The organism is Steroidobacter gossypii, assembly GCF_016801985.1.
Classification (GTDB): Bacteria; Pseudomonadota; Gammaproteobacteria; order Steroidobacterales; family Steroidobacteraceae; genus Steroidobacter; species Steroidobacter gossypii.
The window spans coordinates 332,291-357,952 of sequence record NZ_JAEVLS010000006.1 but is presented as its reverse complement, the minus strand read 5'-3'; the positions used below and the strand labels follow the sequence as shown (position 1 = coordinate 357,952).

The window sequence follows — 25,662 nt, the reverse complement described above, 5'->3', positions numbered from 1 at the left end:
GAATATTTTTTTTTGATCGGAAAAAGTTATAAGCGAGGTAGGCCATGAAGATCACGACCATGCTGCTGATGGCAGCGCTAGGCGCCGCCAGCGCGACTGCGCTGGGCGCGGACGATGCGATATCGGCAGCGGATTTCGCCAAGAAGGCCGGCGCATCGGGCGCCACTGAAGTGGAGATGGGCAAGCTGGGCGCGCAGAAGGCGACCAATGCCGAGGTGAAAGCGTACGCGCAGAAAATGGTGGCGGATCACACCAAGGCCAACAAGGAGTTGATGGCTGTCGCCAAGAAGAAGGGCCTCGAGGTGCCCACCGAGCCGGACATGATGCACAAGGGCATGAAGGAAAAATTCGAGATGCAAGCCGCGGACGCGGACTTCAACCACGATTTCATGCAGCAGATGGTGCGCGACCACAAAGCAACCGTGGAGCTGTTCGAGACCGCGGCCAACGACACGACGCTCGATCCCGAGATGCGCGCGCTCGCCAAGAAGACGCTGCCGACGCTGCAGCAACATCTGGCCGAAGCGCAGCAACTCGAAGCGAAGCTCGCCAAGAAGTAGCATGTGCGTGGAAGCTAACCGGCCCGGTTAGCTTCCACGTTTTCAATCCAGAGATGCGGCTTCAGTCGCCTTTATCCCCCTGGCCACGCGGCGCCTTGCGTTTGGCCCGTTTGCGGCGATCGGTCGACAGCGACCGACTCACGTCGTCGCTCTCTTTGAATCGACCGCGCGAGGTCCGACGCACGTAACGTTTGTCGCCCTTCGGAGCGATCAAGGTGCGCTTGGCTGCCTTGCGGGTGGACTTCTTCCGGGTGGATTTGGCCGGAGCGGATTTGCTCCGGGCGGTCTTATTCTTGCTCGACTGTTTTTTCTTGGCTCGTTTGCGGGTTGCCATCTGGCCTCCTGTGGTGAGTCCCCTGTCATCTGACAAGACTTCAACCCCGGGGTCAGCGTGGAGTTCCCTGTTGCAGTCTTTCGGTGCGCAACTGCATGACGACGCCCTTGCTCCAGGCGTCGGCGTCCGGATCGATGCTCGGATAAGGAATATCGGCACGACGCCGGCGCAACTCGTCGCTGGAGATATTCATGCGACCATCGCGATCGGCAATCATCTGCGGATTCGCCTGCCCGTCGGCCGTGAAGCCCATCATCAGCATTGGCGAGCCAGTCGGCAGCACATGTTCCCGATCCGTATGCCAGGTGTGCCAGGTCTTGCCATAGGTGCCGGCGATCTTGGTCATCAGCTCGCGCTCGGCGACTTCGGGAATGCCTGGCGCCACCAGCGTTCCCGACCGCACCTCGTGCACGTGGCTATGCCATAGGTGTTTCTCTTCGGTGGGCAAGCCGGCGAACAGCTTCGCGGTCACGATGTACTCGATGCCCATGATCTTCGCGTCCTCGTCGTTGCCGTCGAAGATCACGCATTGAATCACGTCTTCGTTGACATGCCCGCAGTAGTGGTGCGCTTCCATTTGCCCTTGCATGTTGCCGTTGTAGAAGTGGAAGCCGTCGAGATAGGCATTCAACTGAGCCAACGGCGCTTTGTCCTGTAGCAGATTCGCACCCGACTCCAGCACCTTGGTCTTCGGCGCTTGCTCCGCGCCGGGAGCTGTGACGTTCGAACTGGTGTTTTCTCCACCGCAGCCGGCGATCAGACAGGCGCAGGTCAGCAGCAATGGCAGTCCTCGCACAGACGCGCTCATGTCAACTCTCCGGCCGCCGTGATGCGAGTCCAATGCGGACATCCCAGCAAAGTTCCGCTACGCAACGTAGGTAGTGCGGAACTTACCTTGCACCGCTTTGTTGTACGAAGCATGCAAGAGTTGTTTTCTCGCTCCAGCTTCGCACGTGCTTTCGGGTGGACGATCACGTTGGCGAGTTGCGCCCTGCTGGGGTGCCAACAACCCGATCAGAATGGCTTGGCGCATGTTGATTCGCCTTCGAACAGCGCCAGCGCGGCCGCGCCTGTCCCAGTTCCGGCGGCAGGTGAGTCAACAGATGTCACCGCTCCGGCAGCCGCCTCGCCACCGGAAGACGGCCAATGGATCATGCCTAGCCGCGACTATGCAAACACGCGATACAGCGGGCTCGATGAGATAACAACGGACAATGTGGCCAAGCTGCAAGTGGCCTTCACCTTCGCCACGGGCACGCTGCTTGGCCAGGAATCGGCGCCCATCGTCATCGGCGATACGTTGTACTTCGTGACACCCTATCCGAACATTCTATATGCGGTGGATCTGACGCAGCCCGGCGGCGCTCTGAAGTGGAAATTCGATCCGAAGCCCGCAGCGGCATCGCAGGGCGTGGCGTGCTGCCAGCCGGTCAACCGAGGTCCGACGTACTACAACGGTCGCATCTTTTATAACACTCTAGACGCTCACACGGTGGCGCTCGATGCTGAAACCGGGCAGCTGCTATGGAAAACGCGCGTAGGAGATTTCAACTACGGCGACACCTTCACCATGGCGCCGCTGGTGGTGAAGAACAAAGTGCTGGTGGGCAACTCGGGCGCGGAATTTGGCGCGCGAGGCTGGTTGGCCGCACTCGACGCCTCGGATGGCTCGATCGCCTGGCGCGCGTTCACCACGGGCCCCGATAGTGACGTACTGATCGATCACGCCGAGTTCAAACCCTTCTATCCGCAATACCGCGGCAAAGATCTGGGCGTCTCACAATGGCCGCCCGAGCACTGGAAAATCGGCGGCGGTACGGTGTGGGGCTGGATTTCCTACGATCCCGAACTCGATCTCATTTATTACGGCACGTCCAATCCGAGCCCTTGGAATCACGAGGTGCGGCCCGGCGACAACCACTGGACCAACGGCATCTTCGCGCGCGATCCAGATACCGGCAAAGCGCGCTGGTTCTATCAATTCAGCCCGCACGACTTGTGGGATCACTCCGCGGTGAACGAGAACCTCATCCTCGACATGCAGTGGCAAGGCCAAATGCGCAAAGTCGTCGTGCGGCCCGAGCGCAATGGCTACATGTATGTGATCGACCGCGTCACCGGCGAGGTGCTGGCGGCCGACGCATACACATACATAACCGCCTCCAAGGGCGTCGATCTGAAAACCGGCCGACTGATCTACAACGAGGACAAGACGCCCTCGCAGGGCAGAGTCGTGCGCGAGGTCTGCCCCAACTCGCCCGGCGCCAAGGACTGGACGCCGTCTTCCTTCAGCAAACGCACCGGCCTCATCTACATGCCCCACAACAACATGTGCATGGACTGGGAGGTCAAGCCGGTTTCATACATCGCCGGCACCGGATACATCGGCGTCAACGCCCGTTTCTATCCTGGGCCCGGCGACGGCAACGTGGGCGAACTGATGGCCTGGGATCCGGTCGCGCGGCGCAAGTTGTGGGGTGTGCCCGAACGCTGGCCGGTGTGGAGTGGCACGGCGGTCACTGCGGGCGACGTGGTGTTCTACGGCAACCTGGAAGGCTGGTTCAAAGCCGTGCACGCGCAAACCGGTGAAGTGCTCTGGCAGTTCAAGACCGCCTCCGGAATCATCGGTCAGCCGACCACGTTTCGTGGCCCGGACGGTCGCCAGTACGTCGCGATCCTTTCAGGCATCGGCGGCTGGGCGGGCGCGATGGTATCGGGCGAGCTCGATGAGCGCGATCCGACCGCGGCCAAGGGCTTCGGCAACATGGTCGGCGAACTGAAGAAACAAAGCGGCATCGGTGGAATGCTTTATGTATTCGCGCTGCCTCGCTAGTTTGCTGCTGCTCGGCTGCACCCTGCTTGCGGGGTGCGAACGCGAGACGCGCGCGTTTCACGAAGAAGCGCCCGCTATCAACGACGTCTCGCCTACCGACTTTCGCGCCGGCGGCACGCCGCGACCGGTGGCCAAGAATCCGCAAGCGGCCGAGTACGAGCGCAACGCCTTTCACATCAGCGAAGGCAAACGTTATTACGAGTGGTACAACTGCTATAGCTGCCACGCGGCCGGCGGCGGCGACATCGGCCCGCCCTTGATGGACGACGAATGGCGTTATGGCGGCGAGATCGAGCAGATCTTCTCCAGCATCGTCGAAGGTCGGCCGAACGGCATGCCCTCGTTCGCGGGGCGCATTCCGGAGCAGCAGGTTTGGGAGATTGCCGCCTATGTCCGTTCGATGAGCGGCAACGCCGCCAAGGACGCGGTGCCTTCGCGTGGCGATGAAATCAAGACCACCAAGCCGCTGACCCAGGTTCCGCCGACACCGGAGCGCAGCGAGCCGCCGAGATCGAACCGATGAGCGGCCGTAAGCACATCTGCGCGGCCCTGGTCGTGTTGCTGGCAGGCTGCTCGGGCCAGCAGGCAGCACTCGACGCCGCCGGCGATCAAGCAGCGACCATCGGCGACCTATGGACGTTGATGCTCTGGGTCTGTGGATTCATGTATCTGCTGGTGCTGATCTTTCTGGCCCACGCAATCTGGCGTGCTCGCCATGCGCTCGATGCGGAGCCACTGACTCATGGCAGTGGCAGTCGCGCCGAACACCCGCTGCGCATGGCGCTGGGTGGCTGGGTCGGCCTGATCGTCGTCGGTCTGTTCGTGCTCAGCCTGGCCACCTTTTTCATCGATCGCAGCCTGGCGCAGGCGCGAACGGACGACGCGCTGAAGATCAAGGTCACGGCCGCGCAGTGGTGGTGGAAGGTCGAATACGAGGGCATGGCACCCGATCAGCGCGTCGTGACAGCAAACGAACTGCGCCTGCCAGTCGGCCAGCCGGCGCTGCTCGAACTGCATGCCGAAGATGTGATTCACAGCCTGTGGATTCCCAACCTCGGCGGCAAGGAAGACCTGATCCCAGGGCGCATCAACTCGCTGCTGCTCACACCGCGACGCGAAGGCGAGTATCGCGGTCAGTGCGCCGAGTTCTGCGGCTTGCAACACGCCAAGATGGCGCTCGATGCGACGGTGATGAACCCCGACGCGTTCACCCGCTGGCGCCAGCAACAGTTGACGCCAGCACCGGCGCCGAGCACTCCCGAGCAAATCCGAGGTCACGAAATCTTCATGAGCGGCCCATGCGCGGCATGTCACCAGATCGCAGGCACACCCGCCTCCGGCCAAACCGGTCCGAACCTGACGCATCTGGCGAGTCGCCGCACCATCGCCGCCGGTGCCCGGCCCTATTCGTTCGAGGATCTGCGCGACTGGCTGCGTGATCCGCAGTCCGTGAAGCCCGGCAATCACATGCCGGTGGTGCAACTTTCAGACAGCGATCTGAACGCTTTGACGGCTTATCTGGACAGCTTGAAATGACCACAGCGCTGCCACGCGAAGCCGATCCCGCCGAGATCACCGCACAGCATGCGCAGCTGACGCGCACCTGGGGCACGGGACAGAGCCTGTTCGAGCGCCTGGCGACGGTCGATCACAAAATCGTCGCCAGGCGCTACGTGATCACGGCGTTCGTGTTCTTCGTGCTCGCCGGCGTGCTGGCCCTGCTGATGCGCATCCAGCTGGCGCAGCCGGACAGCCACTTGATCGATCCGGATCGCTACAACCAGCTGTTCACCATGCACGGCACGACCATGATGTTTCTGTTCGCCGTGCCCATCATGGAGGCCATAGCCGTGTATCTGGTGCCGCTGATGTGCGGCACTCGGAATATTTCTTTTCCACGGCTCAACGCCTTCAGCTACTGGGTGTTTCTGTTCGGCGGCGTCATGATCTGGATCGCCTTCCTGATGAACGCAGGCCCGGAGACTGGCTGGTTTTCGTATGTGCCGCTCGCGGGCCCGGAATATTCTCCGGGCAAGCGCACCGATTTCTGGGCCCAGATGGTCACTTTCACGGAAGTGGCGGCGCTCGCCGTGGCGGTGGAGCTGATCGCCACCATCCTCAAGCAACGCGCGCCGGGCATGACCCTGGCGCGCATGCCGCTGTTCCTGTGGGCCATGCTGGTCACGTCTTTCATGGTCATCATCGCCATGCCGGCAGTCATGCTGGCCTCCAGCTTCCTGATCGCCGACCGGTTGATCGGCACGCACTTTTTCAATCCCGTGGAAGGTGGCGACGCGCTGCTGTGGCAGCACCTGTTCTGGTTCTTCGGTCATCCCGAGGTGTACATCATCTTTCTGCCCGCGCTCGGCATGGTGTCGTCCATCGTGATCACCTTCGCGCGCCGGACCATCTTCGCTTATACGCTCATGGTGCTGGCGCTGGTGACCACCGGCTTGCTGGCCTTCGGCCTGTGGGTGCATCACATGTTCGCCACCGGCCTGCCCCACCTCGGCAGCAGTTTCTACACCGCGGCCAGCATGATGATCGCGATTCCTTCGGGCATGCAGATCTTCGCGTGGATCGCCACGCTCTGGGACGGCAAGCCGCGCTTCATGACGCCGCTGCTGTTCGTCATCGGCTTCATCGTGATCTTCGTGCTCGGCGGCCTGACCGGCGTCATGCTTGCGTCGGTGCCGTTGGATCTGCAGCTGCACGACACCTATTTCGTGGTGGCGCACTTCCATTACGTTCTGATCGGCGGCGCGGTGTTTCCGCTGTTCGCCGCCTTCTATTACTGGTTTCCCAAGTTCACCGGCCGCAAGCTCAGCGAGCGGCTCGGGCGTTGGAACTTCTGGCTGTTCTTCATCGGTTTCAATGTCACTTTCTTCCCCATGCACATCCTGGGGTTGGCCGGCATGCCCCGCCGCGTTTACACCTATGCGGACGGCCTGGGATGGGAATCGTTGAATCTGCTGTCCACGCTCGGCGCGCTGATGATCGGTGCGAGCGTATTGCTGTTCATTGTGAATGCGGCACGCTCGCTCAAACAGGGCGAGCCCGCCGGCGACAATCCTTGGGGCGCGTCGACTCTGGAATGGGCGACGAGCTCGCCGCCACCGCCTTATAACTTCATGCACATCCCGGTGGTCACCGGGCGCGAGGCGCTGTGGCAGCCCGAGCCGAGACAAGTGCTGGAAGGCTTGTCGCCCGCCCATCGAGAAGTGCTCTGCACCTCGGCGCTTGCCGCCGTGCCCGACATACGACAGCACTCGGCGGAACCGTCCATCTGGCCCTTCTGGACAGCGATCGCAACCGCGATCTGGTTCATCGCCTCCATCTTCGATGCCCGCGCGGTGCTCTGGGGCTCGCTGCCGGTGGCGGTGTGTCTAATCGCCTGGATGTGGCCGACGCCGCCTCGTGTGCTGCAGCAGAGGACGGCGCCATGAAACCTCGAATCGTCGGCGACGTTTCTTCCCTGCCGGACGCCGCGTTCAGCCATCGCTCGCTGATCTGGTGGGGCGTGCTGGGCTTCATCCTGATCGAAGGCACGGTGTTCGTGCTGGCCGGCGGCGCCTATTTCTTTTTGATGAATCACAGCACGCCGTGGCCGCCGCACCGCGTGCCTCCCGAGCTGTTGCTGGGTACCTGTTTCACGGTGCTGATGATGCTGAGTGAGATTCCGAACGTCTGGGCCGACCGGGCGGCGCACGGCGAGCACCTGCGGCAGACTCGAATCGGTCTGGCTTTGATGACGCTCATCGGATTGGCGTTGATGGTGATCCGCTACTTCGAGTTTCAGACCCTCAACGTGAGCTGGGACGACAATGCCTACGGCTCCATCGTCTGGGCGTTGCTGTTCCTGCATACCGTGCACCTGGTCACCGACTGGGTCGACACCCTGGTGCTCACCGTGTTCGCGCACATGCACGACCTGGAGCGCACCCACTTTTCCGATGTGGCCGACAACTGTCTGTACTGGCATTTCGTCGCCATCGCGTGGCTGCCGATCTACGCGCTGCTGTACTGGGTGCCGAGGATGATGAAATGACCAGTTTCAAAGAACGCATGAGCTTCGGGCTGCGGCTGCCCGGCTGGCGCGCCTGGACCGGACTGGTGCTCGCGCCCATGGCGTGGGGCTTCCATCATCAGTTCGGCTCCAACTACAGTTTTGCCGCCTGCGATCGAGGGCCAAACGCCGTGTCGCTGATTGCCGGTGCAATCGCGCTGGCGGTCATCGTGGCCACCGGCTGGCTCGGGTGGCGCTCGTGGCGGAGCGCGGGCGGCTTCGCTGCGGAGGAAGCCGATGCGCTGGAGGTTTTCATTCCGCTGCTCAGCGTAATGTCCGCCACACTGTTCGGATTGACGGTGTTGGTTCAAATGCTGGCCGACATCATTCTACCGTCGTGTTTCGGCTGATCGTCCTCGCGATATGCCTGGCCGCGCCGGCGCTGTGCTGGTCGCACCCTAGCGCCGTGCCGCACGAGGAACCGGGCTGGACGCTTACGGCCGAGATCCTCGTTCCGCTCGCGCTGTCGTTGTTTCTATACGCGTACGGCGGTCAGCGCCTGTTTCGGCGTTCAAACTCGGGACGGTCGACTGTGCGCCGTCGTGGCATTCTGTTCGCGGTCGGTTGGTTCACGCTGGCCGCTGCGGCTGTTTCGCCCTTGCATGAAGCGGGCGAAAGCTCTTTCACGCTGCACATGGTCGAACACGAGCTCCTGATGCTGTTGGCCGCGCCGCTGCTGGTGCTGTCGCGTCCGCTGGAAACGATGCTGTGGGCGTGGCCCGCTCCGGCTCGGAAGATCATCGGGCGCTGGGTGCAAAGCGCGCCCATGCGAGGTACATGGAAGTTTCTAAGCGGCGGGATCACCGCCACGGTGCTTCAGGCGGCTGTGCTGTGGTTGTGGCACGCACCGACGTTGTTCGAACTGGCGTTGGCCACCGATGGCTGGCACATCACACAGCACCTGTCGTTCCTGATCTCAGCTTTGCTGTTCTGGTCGGCGATGTTCCACAACAAGCAGGCGCACGGCGGCCGCGCGCTGGCGGTGCTTTGTCTGTTCGCGACTTCGGTGGTGAGCGGTGCGCTCGGCGCCCTCATGGCGCTATCGCAAAGTCCCTGGTATCCGCGCTACGCTCAGATGGGGCTCGCGCCGTTTGGCTTGACGCCCGTTGAAGATCAGCAATTGGCTGGGTTGTTGATGTGGATTCCAGGCGGCCTGGTGCACGCAGTCGCCGCGCTGATACTGCTGGGTGCGCTGTTGCGAGACTCGGCCGATCGCGCACCGGAAACATTACAATCGGAGGGACCCGACGCGGCTCTGCTGCGTTTCGATACGACAGTCCTACAGCGCTTCTCGGGGGCAACGCCATGCGCGCGGCAAGACAATCATCTTCGGAACACATCGTCAAAATCGATCCGGTCCTGAACCGGCCCGACAACGCGGACGAGAGCGTGCCGGAGGCTTTAGTACCGGATGTCGTCCGCACGGACGTGCGACCCACAGAACCGGAAGCTCCGCAAAATCGCTGGACTCGCATCTCGCGCCGCGCGTATGAATTGGCGCAGCAACGTGGCTTCGCTCCCGGCGCGGAGCTGAGCGACTGGCTGCAGGCAGAGAAAGAGATCGACCAGGCCGAGCAGCAACGCCAGAGCGCGCCGGAGAACCAGATCACGGGTTAGGCTCTCTCGCGAGCGAGAGAGCCTGGCTGCCCCGTCGACAGGGTCACCGAGCGGAACCGGCGCCCTGAGTCAGCATCGCGTAGTTTTGTTTGGCGTGCTCGAGGTGAGCCATCACCTCGGGCAGCGTCTGCATGGAATATTTCCTCAACGCCTCGTTCTGCCCCATGCTGATATGCCACTGCAGCAGGTTGGCGGTGCGTTGATGATCCTGGATCTGCGCCGAGATATACGCGATGTCGAAGCTTTGACCCGAGGCCTTCTGCAATTCGTCGCGCACTCTTTGATGCTCGGGATCCAGATCCCTGGGCAGATCCGGATTCAAGCCCTTGCCCGCGCGCAGCAACTGTTGATTGGATTTGGAATGCACCTCGACCATGCGGTCGGCAAACTCGCGCACCGATGCATTGCTCGCCTTTTTCTGCGCGATCTTGCTCAGCTCCACTTCCGCCCGACCGCCCAGCGCCGCCTGACGCACGAACAGCTTGTCCTGATTGTTCGAGCCTTCGGGCGCTGGCATCGCCGCTTCCTTGCCTGGTGTATCGGGCGACATGCCCGCGGGATTGGCGCCTTCCTGCGCGAAGCCGGTGGACGCCAGCAGCGCGCAGCTGCCGGCCAGAATGAATGTCGATACGAAGCGTGACATGAATGCCTCCTCGCTCAGAGCGTCAGCATGTAAGCGACCAGCGAATCCTTCTCCTCGGCGGTGAGCTTCAGGCCCAGCACCAGGTTGAAGAACTCGACGGTGTCGGCCAGCGTCATGAGTCGGCCGTCGTGCAGGTACGGCGGCGAATCCTTGATGCCGCGCAGAGTGAACGTCTTGATCGGGCCATCCGGCAGCGCCACCTGATCGTTGAACACCTGGCCCATCTTGTAGAACCGCTCGGTCTTCAGGTCGTGCATCATGTGATCGAGGAAGAACGTCTGCGGGATGTGACATCCGGCGCACTGCCCCTTTCCCATGAACACTTGCTCGCCCGCGAGCTCCCTGGCGCTGGCCTTGGTGGGATCGAGCTTGCCGGTCGGCAGCAGTTTGGGCGCCGGCGGGAAGTCGATCATGTTCTGCATCTGCGCCATCATCGCCACTTGATTGGGCCGATCGGGCAGATGCACGCCCTTGCGTGTGGCGCTGACATGGTCGCCGTTGAAATACGCGGTGCGCTGTTCGAATTCAGTGAAGTCCTCGACCGAGCGCAACGAGCGCTTCGAGCCATGGATCTGCTGATTGAACATGCCGCGCAAGCTGGTGGTGTCGAGACGGAAGCGCGCCGCTTGCGGGCGCACGTCGGGCGTCAGGTGAAACGCCGCATTGGTGTGGAAGTTGGCATGGCAGTCCAGGCACGCAACCCCCAGGCTTTGCTCGGCCACCTTGCGATCTTCGGTCTGATTGAACTCTTCCTGTGGAAACGGCGTGAGCAGCAGCCGCAAGCCTTCGATCTGCACCGGGGTCAGAATGCCGACGGTCATCGCATAGTAGTTGCGAATGGTCAGCAGCTTGCCGCCCGAGATGTCGCCAAGGTCCGGACGATTGCTCAGAAAGATCGGTGCGGGAAATTCCGGCGTCAGGTGATCGGGCAGATCGAAGTCCACGTCGAAGCGCTTCAGATTGCGATCCTCGGCGTCGCCGATGGCATCGATCTGGTTTTGCGGAAACACCTGGCCGCCGGTCAGCTGCTTGACATGCGGCAGAGGCATGAACCCCGCCGGAAACAAACCCTGCTCCTTGATCTCCTCTGGCGTCATGTTGGCCAGCGATTCCCAACTGCTGCCGGGCCGCAGCTTGACGCGAACGCCTTCCTGCACGCCTTTGCGACCGCCGGACATCTTCACCCCTTGCATGGGACGATCGGCCAGATCGTAACGCTCGTTCAGCAGATTCTGTTGACGGCGCTGGACCGCGGGCTTGGCGCCCTCATCGTTCCGCCGCACCACATCGAGCGGCAACGTCGGCAGCGGACGATAAGTGGCGTCGGGCGGCAATGGATCGGCGCTGATCCCGCCGCCGGCGGTGAATCCCATCAAGGCGACGCCGAGCAGCAGCTTTCGATTGAGACCAGTTCGCTGATGCAAGCATTGGCTCCCTGCAAGAGTCGAGTTCATAGGCTGTTTTCCTTTTATCTATTGAGGGGCTTGGAACATTCCGACGAGCTCGCCCTGGGCGAGCACGTGGCCACGCATGGCTTGCAACAGCGCGTGGCGGTTGAAGCCATCCGGCAGGTCGAGCTGGGTATCCAGCGCGAAGATCTGGAAGTGATAGGGATGGGGCGGATCGCCGACGGGTGGACGCGGTCCGAAATAACCGCGTTCGCTCTTGGAGTTGCTTCCCTGTCGCGCCGGCTGTCCACGTAGCGGAGCGAACGCCTTGCGAATGTTCTCAGGCAGACCGCGCAAGCTGGGCGGCAGGTTGATCATGGTCCAGTGCACGAACGGCAGTGGAGATACGGCATCGGGATCTTCCATCATCAGCACCACCGACTTGGTGCCGGCCGGCAGGCCCGACCAGCGCAGCGGCGGCGAGATTCCCTTGCCGTAGTCGCTGTACCTGGTATCGATCGCGCCGCCCGCCTGGATCGCCGGCGAGGACACGGCGATGGTCGAGGGCGCGTCGAAGATTTCTTTGGCCAGGACCTGAGGATCGGCGGCCGGCGTCGGGCCGCCGGCGGCCACTCGATAGATCATGTTGTTGGTGTCGTCGGTGAACAGCAGCGCGCCATCCTTTGCAACGCTGGCTCCCACCGGGCGACCGAAGAATCCGAAGTTGTCCGGGTCCTGCTGCAGCGGCCGGATGAAGCCGCTGACGAACGGCTCGAACGCGGTGAAATTGCCGCTGCCGTCGAACCGAACGCGCAGAACCTCATAGCCGCTCGGCGGCTTGCGATTCCACGAGCCCCGCATGGGCACGAAGGCGTCGTTGCGATACTCGGTCGGGAATTGCGCGCCCGTGTAAAAAATCATCTGCATCGGCGCCGCGTGCGCGGTGTACATGCCCACGGGTTCTTCACTCATCTCCGCCCATTGCTCCGAAGAGGTTTCGACGGGTTCGGTATGCGGATTGATCTGGTCGTCGTCATAGACATACGGCCAGCCGAAGCGCTGGCCGGCCTTTTGGACTTCGTTCAGCTCCTCGCTCTGCTCGTCGTTGCCGAGCCAGTCGATGCCGTTGTCGAAGGCGTACAGGCGCCCCGACTCGGGGTGCCAGCCGAACCCGAGCGCATTGCGCAGTCCGCTGGCAAAGATTTCACGCGGCAATCTTTGGTCGGCTCCTGCCAGGCGCATGGCGTCGCTCGACACTCGCTGCAAGGTGGCATGCTGCGGATTCGGCTCCCGGCATTCGTTACAAGTCGAGCCGACACTTACGAACAACTCGCCCTCGGGACTGAATGCCAGCGTGCGATTCGGATGCTGGCCGCCGTCCGGCAGACCGGCGGTCACGATGCGCCGCGGGCCGATGCGGCCATCGGCAAGGATGTCGCCGGCGTAGATCGCTTTGATATCCGCTAGAAATATTTCACGGCCGCGAATGGCGATGCCATGCAGTTGCCGCTGGCGGACCACGACCTTTTGTATATCTGCAATGCCGTCGCCGTCCGTGTCTCGTAACATCACCAGATTGCCGGGCGTACGTTGTGTAACGTACACGGTGCCGTCCTCGGCGACGGCCAGCATGCGGGGGTTGTCGAGTCCTTCGGCGAACCGCTGTACGCGAAATCCCTGCGGCACGGTGAGCGACTGAATTCTCTCTTCGGTGGGCGATAAACGTTGCGGCTCGTAGATGAAGCCTTGAATCGCTACGTCGGTGGGCTGTCCCTGTTGCGCCGAGAGGGTCGGGGACAGCGAGCTGGCAAATATTCCTAACAAAACACCGATGCCAGCCGTGTTCTTCATGACGCGCCTCATCCTTCTGCGGTTGCGACAACGCAAGTGAAATCAGCGCGACAAAGTTCCTCAGCCGCGCTGGGACGCCCGGCTCACCGATGAACCGGGTGATTAACATGGGTTAATACTTCAGCCATTGACTGGCGGAACGCGCGCGCTGCGCCTATCGTATGGCGAATACGTCAGGCGCATGGGTCGAGTTCTTTCTAATGACCTCAGTCGAGCCCCCCGACCTCGAATCCTCCGGCCGACTCAATCGTGGCCTCCGACGCATCGCGTCTGCCAGCGGCATCGATGCGATTCTGCGCGCGACCACCGAGGCCGCGCAGGAACTCGCCAACGCAACTGGACTGTGCGCCGTACCCAACGATCAGACTCATTGCCTGATTGCGACCGCCGACGGGGTCGCCACGCTTAGCGGCAACACAGCCCTGCAACGCCTGATCGCATCGGCCGCCGACGGCGGTGAAGCCATCGTGCAGCACCGGCCGCATCTGGAAGTGGAGCTGCCCTCCCGGCGCCGCCTGTTGGCCGAGACGCTGCTGACAGTGCCCATCGGCGAGGAGTCGGGCTTCGTGGGACTGGCGTTTTTCTGGCGTGACGGCGCGAACCCGAGCACCGAACAGTTGGCCTCGTTACCGGCGCTTGCCTGGACCAGTTGCCTCGCCTTGCGAACCCAGCAGCATGCAGGCGAACTGCGGGAATGTCGCGCCGAGCATCGTGCGCACATCTCGGAGCTGCAACACCGGGCTCGTAACGTCCTCGCGGTGGTTCGCTCCATCATTCGCCGCTCGGGCAACACCGCCGAGTCGCAGGAAGATTTCGCATCTCACCTGGAAGCGCGCATCAGCGCTCTGGCACGCACTCAAGGCGCGCTCACGTTCCATGAACAAGAGGGCCCGGAGCTCGAAGATCTGGTGCGCGCCGAGCTGGCCGCCAACGCGGTCCGCGAAGATCAAGTCGTCATCGCCGGTCCGTCGCTGCGCTTGGCGCCGCGCGCCGCCGAGGCGATGGCGTTGACGCTGCACGAGCTCACCACCAATGCGCTGAAGTTTGGCGCACTGATGACACCCGAAGGCCGGCTCACTGTGAGCTGGAGCATCGAGTCGATCGCTGCACCGACGATGCGCTGGCGCTGGATCGAATCCAACGTCCAGGTCGCGCAAACATCGCCGGAGCGACGCGGCTTCGGCAGAGAGCTGATCGAGCGCGTATTGCCTTATGAGCTTGGCGCGGTCACCAGCTTCACCATCACCTCGGATGGGGCGCGATGTGAGATCGAACTGCCGATCAATGAACGCACCACTGCGCGCATGCAGCGCGCTTGACCGAGGAGACCACCGTGACAACTCCGCGAAACATACAAGACCAAGTGACCCTCGACGGCGTGCGCGTGTTGGTGGTCGAGGACGACTACTTCATCGCCGATGAAATCTGCAACACGTTGCGTGCACACGGCGCCGAGGTGATCGGCCCCTCACCGGATGTCGAACAGGGTCGACGCCTGGCCAGGACCCAGCCCATCGATTGCGCCGTGCTGGATATCAACCTGCAGGGCGATCTGGCGTTCGGCCTGGCGAACGAACTGCGCGAACGCGACACGCCGGCGATTTTCGCCACCGGCTACGACGACTCGGTGTTGCCGGAAGAATTCACCGGCGTGGTCCGGCTCGAAAAGCCGGTCAACCTGCGGGCGTTGCTGCAGGCCGTGCACAGCTGCGTTCGCTCGGAAACGACTTCCAACACCTAGACCGACAACGACAGCAAACGGGTAGAAGAATTGAGAGCACTCGCCTGCATGCCCGACACCAGTCTCATTCACCTGTTGATCCGCAAGCTGGAAAACTTCGCGGAGCTGACAGAGGAAGAGAAACGCGCCCTGCACGACGCTGCCGGGCCGGTGCGGTCCTATGGCTCGCACGAAGATCTGATCCGCGAAGGCGAGCAGGCCAGCGGCGTGGCCGTGGTGCTTTCCGGGTTTGCGTGCCGGCACAAGATGCTGCCGGACGGCCGACGCCAGATCATCGGCTACTTCCTGCCCGGTGACATGTGCGATGCCCGTGTGTTCATTCTGAAAAAAATGGATCACACCATCAGCACTCTGGCGCCCTCGTCGGTGACGACGTTGTCTCGCGAAGCTGTGCTCGATATCACGTCCAGATATCCGCGGCTGACGCGCGCGTTCTGGTGGAACACGCTGGTCGAAGAGGCGATCGGCCGTCAGTGGCTGGTGAGTATCGGGCAGCGGACCGCGCTGGAGCGCGTGGCCCATTTGTTTTGCGAGATCTACGTTCGCCTGCAGTCGGTGGGCCTGGCGACGCCGGAAGGTTGCGAGCTGCCGGTCACGCAGTCGGAGCTGGCCGACACCGTCGCGCTGTCCACCGTGCACGTGAATCGCACGCTCAAGGAACTGCGGCGCGTGGGGTTGGTGTCCATGAGCAGCAAATCGTTGGCGATCCATGACTTCGCCGGACTGCGAGCCCTGGCCATGTTCGATCCGGGTTACCTGCATCTGGAAGGCGAAGGTCTGATCAAGGACCGCTACGCCCACACGATGTTGCGGACCTCGTAACGCTCACGAAGCGCCGTGCACGCCGGCGCTGTCGATCACCGCTCGCACTCGCATCAGATCGTGACCGGATTCTTTGGGCACGGCCACCGGCTTGCAGATGTAGAACTCGTGCTCGGGTCGCGACACCACTTCGAAACCGGCCGAGCGCAACAATGCTTCCACGCAGCTCGCATTCGGCACCCACCAGTTGCTTTGGTCGTCGGCGACGCGATGCTCGACGAACGCCATCTTCGGCCAGGCTTCCTGGAGCAGCAGCTCGCGACGATTCAACTGCACGTCGGGCGGCGCGATATCGCGCGCCTCGCCTGGCATGGTCATGCTTTGAAACGCCATGAGTCGATCGGTCACCCGGCGCACCAGATCGAGCGCCAGCGTCGGATAGCGCAGGTGATAGAACACGCCCGTGAACCACACCAGGTCGTAGTGCTGTCGCGCCGTGAGCAGACTGTAGACATCTCCTTCGACGAAATCGACGCGATCGTGGAGGCCTAGCTCGCGAGCCGCCCAGCGCGCCTGGCGCACATACATCGGTTCCACATCGACGCCCAAGACCTGAGCACCGCGCCGGGCCAGCTCGAAGCTGTAAAACCCGGCGTTGCAACCAATGTCGAGCACCGTCCAGCCGGATAGATCCTCGGGCACGGCGGCTGCGACATGCTGCCACTTGAAGCTGGGAAAATCGCCGAAGGGATGATCGGGCGACGTCTCGGTCCCGTCCGGTAGATGCAGATTATGAAACCACGGGCCGAGCTCCGCGATCTGCTGTCGAATCCTCGCCTGCACTGGCATGGTGGATCCCTCAGGGTGCCGCAACGGCGCGCTCGGCATCGCCGAGACCGATGACCTTCCTACGCTCCGGTCCGCCGCGCGCTGCATTCAGATAACGTTCCAGCTCCTCGGCCCGATGCACGCTGCTGTGTTCGGCGCAGACACGCTCGCGCGCCGCAACGGCGATCTGCCGAGCCTGTTCGTCACTCACCTCATCCAGATATCTCGTTACGTCCTCGGTCGAGCTGGCCAGCAGAATCTCCTTGCCCGGCTCCAGCACCTCGTCGATGCCGACCCACTCGTCCGAGATGATGGGTGTACCGCAGGCCGCTGCTTCGAAAAGCCGCACGCTCGGCGAGTGACCGGCCTTCCGCATGTCGGCGCGTGTCAGATTCAACGTGAAGCGCTGACGACCGTAGAACTGAGCATGTGAGCCCGGCGCCATATGATCGATGCGCTGGACGTTCTTCGGCCAGGCAATGTGCGGCGGATACTGCGCGCCGACCACAGCGAAGCGGCGCTTGGGCATGCGCCGTGCGGGCTCGTTCAACAATTCTTCCAGCGCCGGCTGACGATCGTCGCTGTACGTGCCGAGATAGCCCAGTTCGATATCCCGCCGCACGTCCTTGGGCTGATGCTGATCGACATCCACGCTGCAATACAAAGGCCGCGCGCATTTCGCTCCGAAATCGCGCTCCAAGCGTTGCAACGTCGGCCCGCCCGTGAAGCTCAACATGAGATCGAAGTCGGGGACCTGCGATGCCGCCAGATATTCGCAACTGTCGTCGCGAAGCCTGGCCAGGGTCACGGGCGTATCGATATCGTAGAACGCCTTAACGCCGGTGGCGTGCTCGAGCACCCAATCGCATACATTTCTGCCGTCGTCCACGTAGGAGCCCACGATCACCGCCGCAGCTGCGCGAATGCGAGGGGTGAAACGGCTGCGCAGCTCGTCCACGTCCGCATACAAACGCGACTGGCAGAACGGCAGGATCGGCGCGTCTCGATTGCTGGCGTACCAGGGTTGATCCCGCTCCAGAAACAGCACTTTGTGGCCGCGCCGATGCAATCCGCGGAGCAGCGACCGATAGGTCGAGGCGTGGCCGTTGCCCCAGGACGAAGTGATCGACAGGCCGATGAAAATAATCTCGTCAGAGCGCCGCACGATGCCTCTCCTCGTGATATCTGGCCGGCCGGGCGCGGCTGGCCAATTGCTCCACCAGCAATGCCGACACTTGCTGGGCACGGTGCTGGTAAGTGTGCTCGTTCAACAACCGCCGACGCGCGCGTTCGCCGATGCGGCGCGCCTGTTGCTCGGTTAGCTGCGGCAACACCGCAGCCACCTCCTCGCCATTCGCCACACGCAGCACTTCCTTGCCGGGCTCCAGAAACTGCTCCAATCCTTCCCACGCATCGCAGACCAAACAGGCGCCAGCGCCCGCTGCTTCGAAGACCCGGGTGGGCGGCGAATAACCCACCTGCGCCATGCTGTCGCGATTGATGTTCAGCACCGCCAAGGTCGAGCAGTTGAACGCATTGTGATCGCGCGTGTACACGTGGCCGACATAATTGATGTTCGGGGTGAGCGCGACATTGCTCTCCCAGCCCGATCCGCCCATCAGAAAAGTCTGCTGGGGCAGCAGCGACGCCGGCTTGAGAAAAAATTCGTGCACACGGGCCTCACGATCGGGCAACCGGTTGCCTAGAAAACCCAACGCGCCACTGAAACGTGACTCCGCCGGTACGGGGTGATGCGTCGTTGGGTCGAGAGCGTTGTAGATAGGAACGCACCGGCGCGCCCCAAAGTTCACATAAGCCTGCACGACTGGCGGGCCGCCGCCGTAGGTGAGCACCAGGTCGTAGTTGCGCACCTGGGAATGAAACGGATCGGCTGAATCGGCTCGCATGCGCTGCAGCGTCGCCGGAGCGTCCACATCCCAGAACACGGTCAGATTGGAGGCCCGGCGCAGTCGCGGCACTTCCGCCTCCAGTTCCTCATCGAACACTCCGACGCCACTCGCTTTGACAATGATGTCCGCCTCGCGCGCCTGTTCGAGTGCGGCATGCAGGCCCTGCTGGGTGGCTGGATAAACCACCACTTTGGCCCAGGGCGGATCGGCCATGTCGCGATGCTGCTGGCGCTCGAATGCGTCGGGCTCGTAGAAAGTAACGTCGAAGCCGCACTCGTTCAGGGCGCGGATCATGCCGCGATAGTAGGTCGCCGCCCCGTTCCAGTACGCCGACACCAGGCTGGAGCCAAACATTGCCATGGTCACTTTTGCAGTCATACCAGCCCTCCGCCAACGGAACGGCGCAACGGCTGCGCCCGCAACGTCGTAAGAATGTGCAACAACTCGTCGACGCGATGCGCGCAGGAGTGACGAGCTCGAATCGTTTCCAAGCCGTTCCGGACCAGGCTCTGCGCCAGCTCGCTGTCGTTCAGCACGGCGCGGAGATGTCGTTGCATCTCATTGCCATCCGCGGCGACGAGATAATCGGTGCCCGGACGGAACAGCAGCTCGGCGTCTTGCCACGGTGCGCTGATCAATGGAATGCCGCATGCCAGCGCTTCGAACATGCGGATCGTGGGAATGCCGTGCAGTTGCCTGGCATATGTCTGCCTAGGGACGTGCACAGTGCAGCGATGCTTCGCAAATGTTTCCGGAACGCGATGGTTCGGCAGCCAGCCTCGATACTCGATGCCTGCCTGTTGCAACAGGGTCAAGGCCTGTTGGGGATAGCGCACGCCGTGCACTGTCGCACTCAGTGCCAGCTGCCCGACGGGCTCGATCAAGAATTCCGCCAGTTCGGCGCTGCGCTCGTCGTCGCCCCAGTTGCCGATCCACACCAGATCCTTCTGCTGTTCGGCGGCAGGCATCGGCTTGAAACGCCTCAAATCCGCGGCTTCGTGCCACACCCAGGCATGCGCTGCCCACCCGTGCCTGACATATTGGTCCGCGACGGCCTGGCCGAACGCCAGCACGCCGTCGTAATGGCTCAGGTCGATAGATGCCATCGTAGCCGCGTCAGTGACACTGCGGTGATGCGTGTCATGGAACAACGCTGTGCAGCCAAGGCGCCCGGCGCACTCGCCAATGGACGAGATCCACTCCGGCGGGTTCCATTCGTGAACAATGACGGCGTCGGCATTTTCCAACGCCTGGTCGAGATCGAGCGTCGCTGCGTCGTATCGGACGCTGCGCAGCTCGGGAAACGCGAGGTGAAAATCGTCGATGGCGGCCTCACCTCGTTCGGCCAGCAAGTTGCTCAGACTCCAGCCGGACTCGGGCTCGTAAACATCCACCTGATGTCCGCGATCGAGCAACTCGCTGACCACACCTCGCAGAAAATGAGCATTGCCGTGATTCCAGTCGGAAATCAACGAGTGATAGAACAGGACCAGCTTCATGCCACGGCTCGCTTGTCGTCCGAGGCTGGCGCACTTGCATTGGAACGAAGCAACGCTCCGTACAAGTCCATGTACGCCGCCCCGGTCGCTTCGATGCGATACCGAGTGGCGCGCTCGCGAGCAGCCGCGCCGAGAGATGCGCATCGCGTCGGCTGTGCGATGAGCTCATCGATCACGGCGCGCAGCTGTCGACTGTCATGCGGATCGAAGAACTCGGCAGCGCCATTCCAGAGCTCTCGAAGCGTGGGGATATCCGCCAGCACCAGAGCGCAGCCGGCCAACGCAGCTTCGAGCACGGCCAAGCCGAAGGGTTCGTAAAGCGCAGGGTGAACGAAAATCGCCGCTTTACGCAGCCACGATTCCACTTCTTTGGACGATAGGGCGCCAAGACATACGAGCGACGTAGGAGCAAACGATTGCCCGTCGGGCCCAACGACTGCGCCCACGACATACGCCGGCCAGGACGCTCCAGCCGACGCATCGTCGAGCACGCGCATGTTCTTGGAAGCGTCCCACGGGCGACCGCAAGCGAGCACGATGGCATCGCCCTGAATCTTTTTCATCGCAGCCGAACTTTCAGCGGCTTGCACCCGGGCGTTGTGAATGACCCGAACGGGTCGATCGAACTCGTAGCACTCGCGCAACTGCTTCACGAACGCAAATGTCGGCGCGACAACGGCGTCAGCGGAGTTCAAACCGCGAGCGACATGACTCCGGTACACATCCCACTGCGCTGGCGCCGGTACACCGTGCGCAGCCTGCCACCAGGTGGCCACGCACGAGTGCGCCACGCAGACCACTGGGTGCCGCCAAGCCAGCGCTGCATGGGTGTAGCCATTCAAGTGAACGAGATCGACAGCCTTGGCGCTCGCCAGTTCCAGCAAAAAGTCGCCCGCGGCAGTCACATCGGACCAGGGGTCCTCCATCCATTCCAAGCGGAAGTCCGACTCCACCAGCTCTACGTTGGGCAGAGTCCGAGCCGCTGCGCGCTGCTCGTTGGAGGGGCGCGGCCCCATGGTGACCAAGACAAAACAAACATGGAATTCATGCAACGCCGCGCACAGATCCAGCGCATAGGTCCACACGCCGCCGACCGAATCGGCTGTCATCAGCACCTTCATGCGGCGTACACCTCGTCGATGAGGGCAGCGCTGCGCACGATGTGCTCCGCCTCGGCATCGAATCGATTGCTTTCTCGCAGTTGCGCCAGCCAGACGCATAACGCACGCGACCCCCAGTCATCTCGCGAGGCGCCGAGCAGCTCGCGATTCGTGCCAACAAACATTTGGGTATCGAAGTCATAGAACGAGCCGTCGACATTGGTCCACGAGGCCCCGCCGCGCGTACCAGACAACGACATGCATATCTGCGCGGGCTGGCCGATCTGTGCATGCCATGAGCACGCCAGGCGAACGATGGCCCCGTTCGCCTGGATGAACTCGGCATACGCCAGATCTTCCAGCGGCCCGCTGGCTCCCTGCACGGGCTCCCCCTGCGCAAACAAACGGCTTCGAACCCGCTCGGTGGGCGGCATGCCTTGCACCCACAAAGACAGATCCAGCAGGTGCACCCCCAGATCGAGGAGGCATCCGCCGCCCGCCAGCAAGCGATCCTGGCACCAGGATTTATCGGGCCCGTAGGCGTTGTGGAAACACAGGTCGACGGCGACGATGTCGCCGATGGCGCCGGACAGAACTCGCCGGCGCAGCTCGGACATGCCGCTGATGTGCCGATAACAAAAATCGATGCCGAGCAAACGATCCGCAGCCCGTGCCGCCGCGATCACCCGTTGCACATCGGCGAGCGTGGTAGCGAGAGGTTTCTGGCAGAACACCGGCAGCCCGCGCTCCAGGCAGGCAATCGCCTGCCTCGCGTGCAAGCCATTGGGAGTTGCAATCACGACTGCGTCGACGCCCTCGTCCAGTACGTCCTCGATGGTCGAGCACGGTGCCGCTTCCGGATACTCCCTCGCCGCGGCCTGCAAGCGCCCAACATCGCTGTCCACCAGCGCAGCAACCTCGATCAGATCGCTCTCGGCCGCCGCGGCATCGAGCCGCTTACGACCGATCCAGCCCAGCCCCACGAATGCAACGCGTGGCGGTGAAGCGATCAATGGCGCGACCTGGCGCAGGGCGCTGGCCGGCGTTTCCAAGCGCGCGCTCACAACGGCCTCTCGTTCAACATCAACGCCTTGACGAAACCTTCCGGCCGCTCGCGCATCAGTCTGAAACCTTGATCCATGGCGCCGAGGGACACTGTATGCGTCAGCAACGGGAACGGATCGAGTCGGCCCTCGAGCGCCGCCTGAATGGCCTTCTGCACTCCGCTGACGTAGCGGTCCATGGTGCGCTCGTGCGCATTGATCACGTCGAGACCGCGCCAGTTCCACTGCTGCATGTTCACCTGGCGCGGGCCGTCCTGGTGATATCCGGCGATGATGAGTCGCGCGTGCTCGGCGGTGATCTCACTCGCAAGATCCAGGGCCGACTGCAGTCCGGCCACTTCGATGACGCGATCGAATCCTCGCCCGCCGGTGAGCTGCAGCGCGCGCTCGGCGTCGTGGCCGTCGTCCTGAGTTGCAATCGTATCTTCTGCATCCATGGTGAGCGCCAACTGCAATGCGAACTCGCGATGCGACAGCACCACCACGTGCGCTCCGGCGTCGGCGGCGAGCTGCGTCAACAACAAGCCGAGGAAACCACCGCCGACCACCGCCACGTTGTGGCCGCTGTGAATGTCGCTGCGATCGAAGATATTCATGGCGCAGCCGAACGGCTCGCCCGGAAACGGCTCATCGTCCAGCTCTTCCGGTAGCGGCACCACGCAGTCGCGCGAAGCAATGTCATATTCGGCGTACGCGTGACCCGACATCATCGCAACACGCTGGCCTACCTCGATGTCGTCGATCCCCGGGCCGACCGCATCCACCAGCCCCCAGCCTTCATGCCCGGGCGAGCCAGCCTCGAGCGGATATTTGAACCAGTCACGTCCCTCCCACACCGGCAAGCCCGAGGCGCAGATTCCGCAGCCTTGTAAGCGCACGCGCACTTCGTTGGCGGCAGGCTCTGGGATTTCGATCTCACGCACTCGCGTGGTCATCGGCCGCACCAAGGTGGCGGCATGTTGTATGGCGCTCATGATCGCTCTCTCATCCAGACACTCCCAGCCGCCGGTCGTCCCGGGCCACGGCGGACGCAGCGATGTGCCTGTAGGAAAGCTGCGGCTCGGCCGTCACCAGCCAGTCGCAGAGCGCTTGTATGCCTCGGGCCACCGCCATGCGCGGCCGCCATCCGGTCGCTGCCTGGTATCGGCTGGTGTCCGATACGTAATAACGTTGATCACCCAGGCGCCAGGCGTCGAAGGAGAGCGCGACCCGCCGGTCGAGCAGCTGCTCCAGCTGACGGATCAGCTCCAGCAGGCTGACGGTGTTGCCCGCGCCTCCGCCGATGTTGAACGCCCGCCCCGACAGCTTGTCGATGTCGTGCCGCGCTTTGGCGAACGCATCGACCAGGTCGTCGACGAACAGCACGTCGCGCACCTGTTTGCCGTCGCCATAAATCGTAATCGGCTCCCGCGCCAGCGCCTTGCGGATCATGTGAGCCACCCAGCCCTGATCCTCGTTGCCGTTCTGGTGCGGGCCATAGATACAACTCATACGAAACACAGTTGTTCTCAGGCCGAAGCTGCGCGAGTAGTCGAGCACGTACTGCTCGGCGGCGCCCTTCGAGCAGCCGTAGGGACTGTGAAAGTCCAGGCCGCGCGATTCATCGATACCACGCGTCCGGACCCGCTCGGTGAGCGGCATGTAGCGCTGACCTTCGGCGCGCAGGCGCAGATCCTCGAGTCCGCCATACACCTTATTCGTGGAGGTAAAAATCAATGACGGCGCGCGCGCGCTGCGCCGAGCCGCCTCCAGCACATTCAATGTGCCCAGCGCGTTGACATCGAAATCGAAGATCGGATTGGTCAGGCTGCTGGTGACGGCGACCTGCGCGGCGAGATGGACTACGTGCTCGACCCCTTGCATGGCTGCGGCCACGGCCTGCGCACTTCTCACATCGGCCTGCACGAAGTCGATGTGGTCCCCATAATGTTGCTGCAACCATTCGAGGTTGCGTTCACTGCCCGGACGGATCAAAGAATCCAGAATGCGCACCCGCTCGCCGGCCTCCAGCCAGTGAGCCGCCAGGTTGACGCCTACAAAGCCGGCGCCGCCGGTGATCAGGACGCTGCAGGTTCGACCGTTTGCGCCGGTACTCACAGCGTCAGCCCTCGGCGATCCAGCTCGGCGCTGGCCCGCATGAAATTGTCGTTCGCCGATGTGCCGGCCAGCCACTCGGACAGCTCCAGCAGGCCCTCCTCGAATTTTACCTTCGGCTGATAGCCCAGCATCCGTTCGGCCTTGGAGATATCGGCGAAGCAGTGGCGGATGTCGCCGCAGCGGTACTTGCCAGTGACTTTCGGCTCGACGCGAGCATTCACCGCGTCGATCACGCTGGTGGCGACGTCCAGCACGGTGCGCGGTTCGCCGGAGCCTACGTTGAAGATTTCGCCCACCGCGGAGGTGGTCAGCGCCAGCTGACAAGCTTGCGCGACATCGCGCACGCTGACGAAGTCGCGTCGTTGCAAGCCGTCTTCAAAGATCAGCGGCGGATTGCCATTGAGACAACGGGACGCAAAGATCGCCAGCACGCCGGTATATGGATTCGACAAGGCCTGATACGGGCCGTAGGCATTGAAGAAACGCAGCGCTACCGTCGGCACGCCGTAGGCAGCCCCGCACATCAGGCACATTTGCTCCTGATCGTACTTGGACAGCGCATACACCGATGCCGGTGCGACATGTTTGGTTTCCGGCGTCGCGACCGGCACCAGCGTGCCGTGTTCCGATTGAATCTCCCACTCGCCGCGGCCCAGCTGTTCACGCGATCGCAGTGACGGCTCGCAATAATCCGCGCCGCCTCCGGGGTTGCGCGCTCTATACAGGCCTTCGCCATAAACGCTCATGCTCGAGGCCACCACCAGCCGCTCCAACGGATGATCGATCAATGCCTCGAGCAGCAGCGCTGTACCGCGATTGTTCACATCGACGTAACGCTCGATCTCGTACATGCTTTGACCGACGCCCACCGCGGCCGCCAGATGACATACATGCGACACGCCCGCGAGCGCCGAGCGCAAGGTGTCACGATTGCGAATATCGCCTTCGATGCGCTCCACATCGGCGTGCAGATGTGAAGGAAAGCCCGGCTCCTCGCCGTGCACCTGCGCGTCGAGCGCATCCACCACGCGCACACGCGCGCCGTTTTCCGCCAGCAGGTTCGCCACATGCGAACCGATGAAGCCCGCCCCGCCCGTCACCAGTACCGTTTTGCCGGCGATCGAATTGTTCGATGTCCAAAGCTTTGCCACCACGTACTCCTCGCCAGCTGTCAGTAAGGGCTCACGACTGTGCTGAGCCAGATGCAAGGTAAGTAGCAACAAGCGTGCCGCCACTTCGTGAACGCGGCAGCAGGGGAAAATCAGCAGAAGCTCGCATCCATCGGGAATAAAAGTTACCGAGGTGGGCAGACGTTACCGATGTATGCGCCCCGATTGGCAGGCGATATACCGACGCGAAGTGGCACTTG

26 protein-coding genes are annotated in these 25,662 nt (G+C 62.7%); 12 read left to right on the top strand and 14 right to left on the bottom strand.

The window, feature by feature from the left end:
- Positions 1-44: 44 nt before the first annotated feature.
- Entirely contained in the window at positions 45-560 is a 516-nt protein-coding gene (locus JM946_RS25325) for a DUF4142 domain-containing protein (RefSeq protein WP_203170169.1), read from the top strand.
- A 61-nt stretch (positions 561-621) separates the two neighbouring features.
- Here JM946_RS25325 and JM946_RS25320 read toward each other — a convergent pair whose 3' ends face one another.
- Together JM946_RS25320 and JM946_RS25315 are read right to left on the bottom strand one after the other, a co-directional pair.
- Positions 622-894: a hypothetical protein gene (locus tag JM946_RS25320; protein WP_203170168.1), complete on the bottom strand. Its 273-nt coding sequence runs from the start codon at positions 892-894 to the stop codon at positions 622-624.
- A gap of 52 nt (positions 895-946) precedes the next feature.
- Positions 947-1,702, bottom strand: a complete 756-nt coding sequence (locus JM946_RS25315) for an OBAP family protein (protein WP_203170167.1) — start codon at positions 1,700-1,702, stop codon at positions 947-949.
- 111 nt (positions 1,703-1,813) lie between these two features.
- On the opposite strand from JM946_RS25315, the gene JM946_RS25310 reads away from it, so the two are divergent.
- The 8 genes from JM946_RS25310 to JM946_RS31385 all read left to right on the top strand — a co-directional run bounded on the left by JM946_RS25310 (position 1,814) and on the right by JM946_RS31385 (position 9,410).
- The gene (locus JM946_RS25310) at positions 1,814-3,727 is read left to right on the top strand and encodes a PQQ-dependent dehydrogenase, methanol/ethanol family (RefSeq protein ID WP_269141105.1); all 1,914 of its coding nucleotides are present in this window, start codon (positions 1,814-1,816) and stop codon (positions 3,725-3,727) included.
- Complete coding sequence (locus JM946_RS25305; RefSeq protein ID WP_203170165.1) at positions 3,705-4,250, top strand: c-type cytochrome; 546 nt, start codon at positions 3,705-3,707, stop codon at positions 4,248-4,250. The genes JM946_RS25310 and JM946_RS25305 overlap by 23 nt, the downstream gene beginning before the upstream one ends.
- On the top strand, positions 4,247-5,263 hold the full coding sequence (gene coxB / locus JM946_RS25300) for a cytochrome c oxidase subunit II (protein ID WP_203170164.1): 1,017 nt from the start codon (positions 4,247-4,249) through the stop codon (positions 5,261-5,263). Before JM946_RS25305 ends, coxB begins: the two co-directional genes overlap by 4 nt.
- A complete protein-coding gene (gene ctaD, locus JM946_RS25295) occupies positions 5,260-7,173 on the top strand; it encodes a cytochrome c oxidase subunit I (RefSeq protein ID WP_203170163.1) in 1,914 nt (637 codons plus the stop codon). Before coxB ends, ctaD begins: the two co-directional genes overlap by 4 nt.
- The gene (locus JM946_RS25290; RefSeq protein WP_203170162.1) at positions 7,170-7,775 is read left to right on the top strand and encodes a cytochrome c oxidase subunit 3; all 606 of its coding nucleotides are present in this window, start codon (positions 7,170-7,172) and stop codon (positions 7,773-7,775) included. Before ctaD ends, JM946_RS25290 begins: the two co-directional genes overlap by 4 nt.
- Positions 7,772-8,143: a hypothetical protein gene (locus JM946_RS25285; RefSeq protein ID WP_203170161.1), complete on the top strand. Its 372-nt coding sequence runs from the start codon at positions 7,772-7,774 to the stop codon at positions 8,141-8,143. The genes JM946_RS25290 and JM946_RS25285 overlap by 4 nt, the downstream gene beginning before the upstream one ends.
- Complete coding sequence (locus tag JM946_RS25280; RefSeq protein ID WP_203170160.1) at positions 8,131-9,156, top strand: cytochrome c oxidase assembly protein; 1,026 nt, start codon at positions 8,131-8,133, stop codon at positions 9,154-9,156. Before JM946_RS25285 ends, JM946_RS25280 begins: the two co-directional genes overlap by 13 nt.
- Positions 9,157-9,221: 65 nt before the next feature.
- Complete coding sequence (locus tag JM946_RS31385; protein ID WP_203170159.1) at positions 9,222-9,410, top strand: DUF2934 domain-containing protein; 189 nt, start codon at positions 9,222-9,224, stop codon at positions 9,408-9,410.
- Positions 9,411-9,453: 43 nt separating this feature from the next.
- Here the strand turns inward: JM946_RS31385 and JM946_RS25270 are convergent, their stop codons facing one another.
- From JM946_RS25270 to JM946_RS25260, 3 genes are all read right to left on the bottom strand, one after another.
- Entirely contained in the window at positions 9,454-10,053 is a 600-nt protein-coding gene (locus tag JM946_RS25270; protein WP_203170158.1) for a DUF4142 domain-containing protein, read from the bottom strand.
- Positions 10,054-10,067: 14 nt separating this feature from the next.
- Entirely contained in the window at positions 10,068-11,426 is a 1,359-nt protein-coding gene (locus JM946_RS25265) for a cytochrome B6 (protein ID WP_407700602.1), read from the bottom strand.
- A 99-nt stretch (positions 11,427-11,525) separates the two neighbouring features.
- The gene (locus JM946_RS25260) at positions 11,526-13,292 is read right to left on the bottom strand and encodes a YbhB/YbcL family Raf kinase inhibitor-like protein (RefSeq protein ID WP_203170156.1); all 1,767 of its coding nucleotides are present in this window, start codon (positions 13,290-13,292) and stop codon (positions 11,526-11,528) included.
- 200 nt (positions 13,293-13,492) lie between these two features.
- On the opposite strand from JM946_RS25260, the gene JM946_RS25255 reads away from it, so the two are divergent.
- Genes JM946_RS25255 through JM946_RS25245 form a run of 3 tightly spaced genes read left to right on the top strand, consistent with a single transcriptional unit; the run spans position 13,493 to position 15,855 of the window.
- Positions 13,493-14,611, top strand: coding sequence for a sensor histidine kinase (locus JM946_RS25255; RefSeq protein ID WP_203170155.1), 1,119 nt, complete (start codon positions 13,493-13,495; stop codon positions 14,609-14,611).
- Positions 14,612-14,625: 14 nt separating this feature from the next.
- Complete coding sequence (locus JM946_RS25250) at positions 14,626-15,033, top strand: response regulator (protein WP_203170154.1); 408 nt, start codon at positions 14,626-14,628, stop codon at positions 15,031-15,033.
- A gap of 48 nt (positions 15,034-15,081) precedes the next feature.
- Positions 15,082-15,855, top strand: coding sequence for a Crp/Fnr family transcriptional regulator (locus JM946_RS25245; protein ID WP_203170153.1), 774 nt, complete (start codon positions 15,082-15,084; stop codon positions 15,853-15,855).
- A 3-nt stretch (positions 15,856-15,858) separates the two neighbouring features.
- Here the strand turns inward: JM946_RS25245 and JM946_RS25240 are convergent, their stop codons facing one another.
- Genes JM946_RS25240 through JM946_RS25200 form a run of 9 tightly spaced genes read right to left on the bottom strand, consistent with a single transcriptional unit; the run spans position 15,859 to position 25,414 of the window.
- Entirely contained in the window at positions 15,859-16,644 is a 786-nt protein-coding gene (locus JM946_RS25240) for a TIGR04290 family methyltransferase (RefSeq protein WP_203170152.1), read from the bottom strand.
- A 10-nt stretch (positions 16,645-16,654) separates the two neighbouring features.
- Positions 16,655-17,788: a CgeB family protein gene (locus JM946_RS31380; RefSeq protein WP_203170151.1), complete on the bottom strand. Its 1,134-nt coding sequence runs from the start codon at positions 17,786-17,788 to the stop codon at positions 16,655-16,657.
- The gene (locus tag JM946_RS25230; RefSeq protein ID WP_203170150.1) at positions 17,775-18,911 is read right to left on the bottom strand and encodes a CgeB family protein; all 1,137 of its coding nucleotides are present in this window, start codon (positions 18,909-18,911) and stop codon (positions 17,775-17,777) included. Before JM946_RS25230 ends, JM946_RS31380 begins: the two co-directional genes overlap by 14 nt.
- Positions 18,908-20,032 (bottom strand): CgeB family protein, encoded by a 1,125-nt coding sequence (locus JM946_RS25225; protein ID WP_203170149.1) that lies wholly within the window; start codon positions 20,030-20,032, stop codon positions 18,908-18,910. The genes JM946_RS25230 and JM946_RS25225 overlap by 4 nt, the downstream gene beginning before the upstream one ends.
- Positions 20,029-21,141 (bottom strand): glycosyltransferase family 4 protein, encoded by a 1,113-nt coding sequence (locus tag JM946_RS25220; RefSeq protein WP_218043108.1) that lies wholly within the window; start codon positions 21,139-21,141, stop codon positions 20,029-20,031. The genes JM946_RS25225 and JM946_RS25220 overlap by 4 nt, the downstream gene beginning before the upstream one ends.
- Positions 21,142-21,149: 8 nt before the next feature.
- Complete coding sequence (locus JM946_RS25215; RefSeq protein WP_203170147.1) at positions 21,150-22,196, bottom strand: Gfo/Idh/MocA family protein; 1,047 nt, start codon at positions 22,194-22,196, stop codon at positions 21,150-21,152.
- A complete protein-coding gene (locus JM946_RS25210; RefSeq protein WP_203170146.1) occupies positions 22,193-23,170 on the bottom strand; it encodes an MDR/zinc-dependent alcohol dehydrogenase-like family protein in 978 nt (325 codons plus the stop codon). Before JM946_RS25210 ends, JM946_RS25215 begins: the two co-directional genes overlap by 4 nt.
- A 10-nt stretch (positions 23,171-23,180) precedes the next feature.
- Positions 23,181-24,293, bottom strand: coding sequence for an NAD-dependent epimerase/dehydratase family protein (locus JM946_RS25205; RefSeq protein ID WP_203170145.1), 1,113 nt, complete (start codon positions 24,291-24,293; stop codon positions 23,181-23,183).
- The gene (locus JM946_RS25200; RefSeq protein ID WP_407700601.1) at positions 24,290-25,414 is read right to left on the bottom strand and encodes an SDR family NAD(P)-dependent oxidoreductase; all 1,125 of its coding nucleotides are present in this window, start codon (positions 25,412-25,414) and stop codon (positions 24,290-24,292) included. The genes JM946_RS25205 and JM946_RS25200 overlap by 4 nt, the downstream gene beginning before the upstream one ends.
- Positions 25,415-25,662 lie beyond the last annotated feature (248 nt).

Bases quoted from the DNA above. Each gene is read 5' to 3' on its own strand.
- JM946_RS25325 (WP_203170169.1), top strand. From the start codon at position 45: ATGAAGATCACGACCATGCTGCTGATGGCAGCGCTAGGCGCCGCCAGC.
- JM946_RS25240 (WP_203170152.1), bottom strand. From the start codon at position 16,644: ATGCCAGTGCAGGCGAGGATTCGACAGCAGATCGCGGAGCTCGGCCCG.
- JM946_RS25305 (WP_203170165.1), top strand. From the start codon at position 3,705: ATGTATTCGCGCTGCCTCGCTAGTTTGCTGCTGCTCGGCTGCACCCTG.
- ctaD (WP_203170163.1), top strand. From the start codon at position 5,260: ATGACCACAGCGCTGCCACGCGAAGCCGATCCCGCCGAGATCACCGCA.
- JM946_RS25285 (WP_203170161.1), top strand. From the start codon at position 7,772: ATGACCAGTTTCAAAGAACGCATGAGCTTCGGGCTGCGGCTGCCCGGC.
- JM946_RS25210 (WP_203170146.1), bottom strand. From the start codon at position 23,170: ATGAGCGCCATACAACATGCCGCCACCTTGGTGCGGCCGATGACCACG.
- JM946_RS25255 (WP_203170155.1), top strand. From the start codon at position 13,493: ATGACCTCAGTCGAGCCCCCCGACCTCGAATCCTCCGGCCGACTCAAT.
- JM946_RS25270 (WP_203170158.1), bottom strand. From the start codon at position 10,053: ATGTCACGCTTCGTATCGACATTCATTCTGGCCGGCAGCTGCGCGCTG.
- JM946_RS25220 (WP_218043108.1), bottom strand. From the start codon at position 21,141: ATGACAGCCGATTCGGTCGGCGGCGTGTGGACCTATGCGCTGGATCTG.
- JM946_RS25245 (WP_203170153.1), top strand. From the start codon at position 15,082: ATGCCCGACACCAGTCTCATTCACCTGTTGATCCGCAAGCTGGAAAAC.
- JM946_RS25310 (WP_269141105.1), top strand. From the start codon at position 1,814: ATGCAAGAGTTGTTTTCTCGCTCCAGCTTCGCACGTGCTTTCGGGTGG.
- coxB (WP_203170164.1), top strand. From the start codon at position 4,247: ATGAGCGGCCGTAAGCACATCTGCGCGGCCCTGGTCGTGTTGCTGGCA.
- JM946_RS25290 (WP_203170162.1), top strand. From the start codon at position 7,170: ATGAAACCTCGAATCGTCGGCGACGTTTCTTCCCTGCCGGACGCCGCG.
- JM946_RS25225 (WP_203170149.1), bottom strand. From the start codon at position 20,032: ATGAAGCTGGTCCTGTTCTATCACTCGTTGATTTCCGACTGGAATCAC.
- JM946_RS25230 (WP_203170150.1), bottom strand. From the start codon at position 18,911: ATGACTGCAAAAGTGACCATGGCAATGTTTGGCTCCAGCCTGGTGTCG.
- JM946_RS25320 (WP_203170168.1), bottom strand. From the start codon at position 894: ATGGCAACCCGCAAACGAGCCAAGAAAAAACAGTCGAGCAAGAATAAG.
- JM946_RS25315 (WP_203170167.1), bottom strand. From the start codon at position 1,702: ATGAGCGCGTCTGTGCGAGGACTGCCATTGCTGCTGACCTGCGCCTGT.
- JM946_RS25260 (WP_203170156.1), bottom strand. From the start codon at position 13,292: ATGAAGAACACGGCTGGCATCGGTGTTTTGTTAGGAATATTTGCCAGC.
- JM946_RS25265 (WP_407700602.1), bottom strand. From the start codon at position 11,426: ATGGGATTCACCGCCGGCGGCGGGATCAGCGCCGATCCATTGCCGCCC.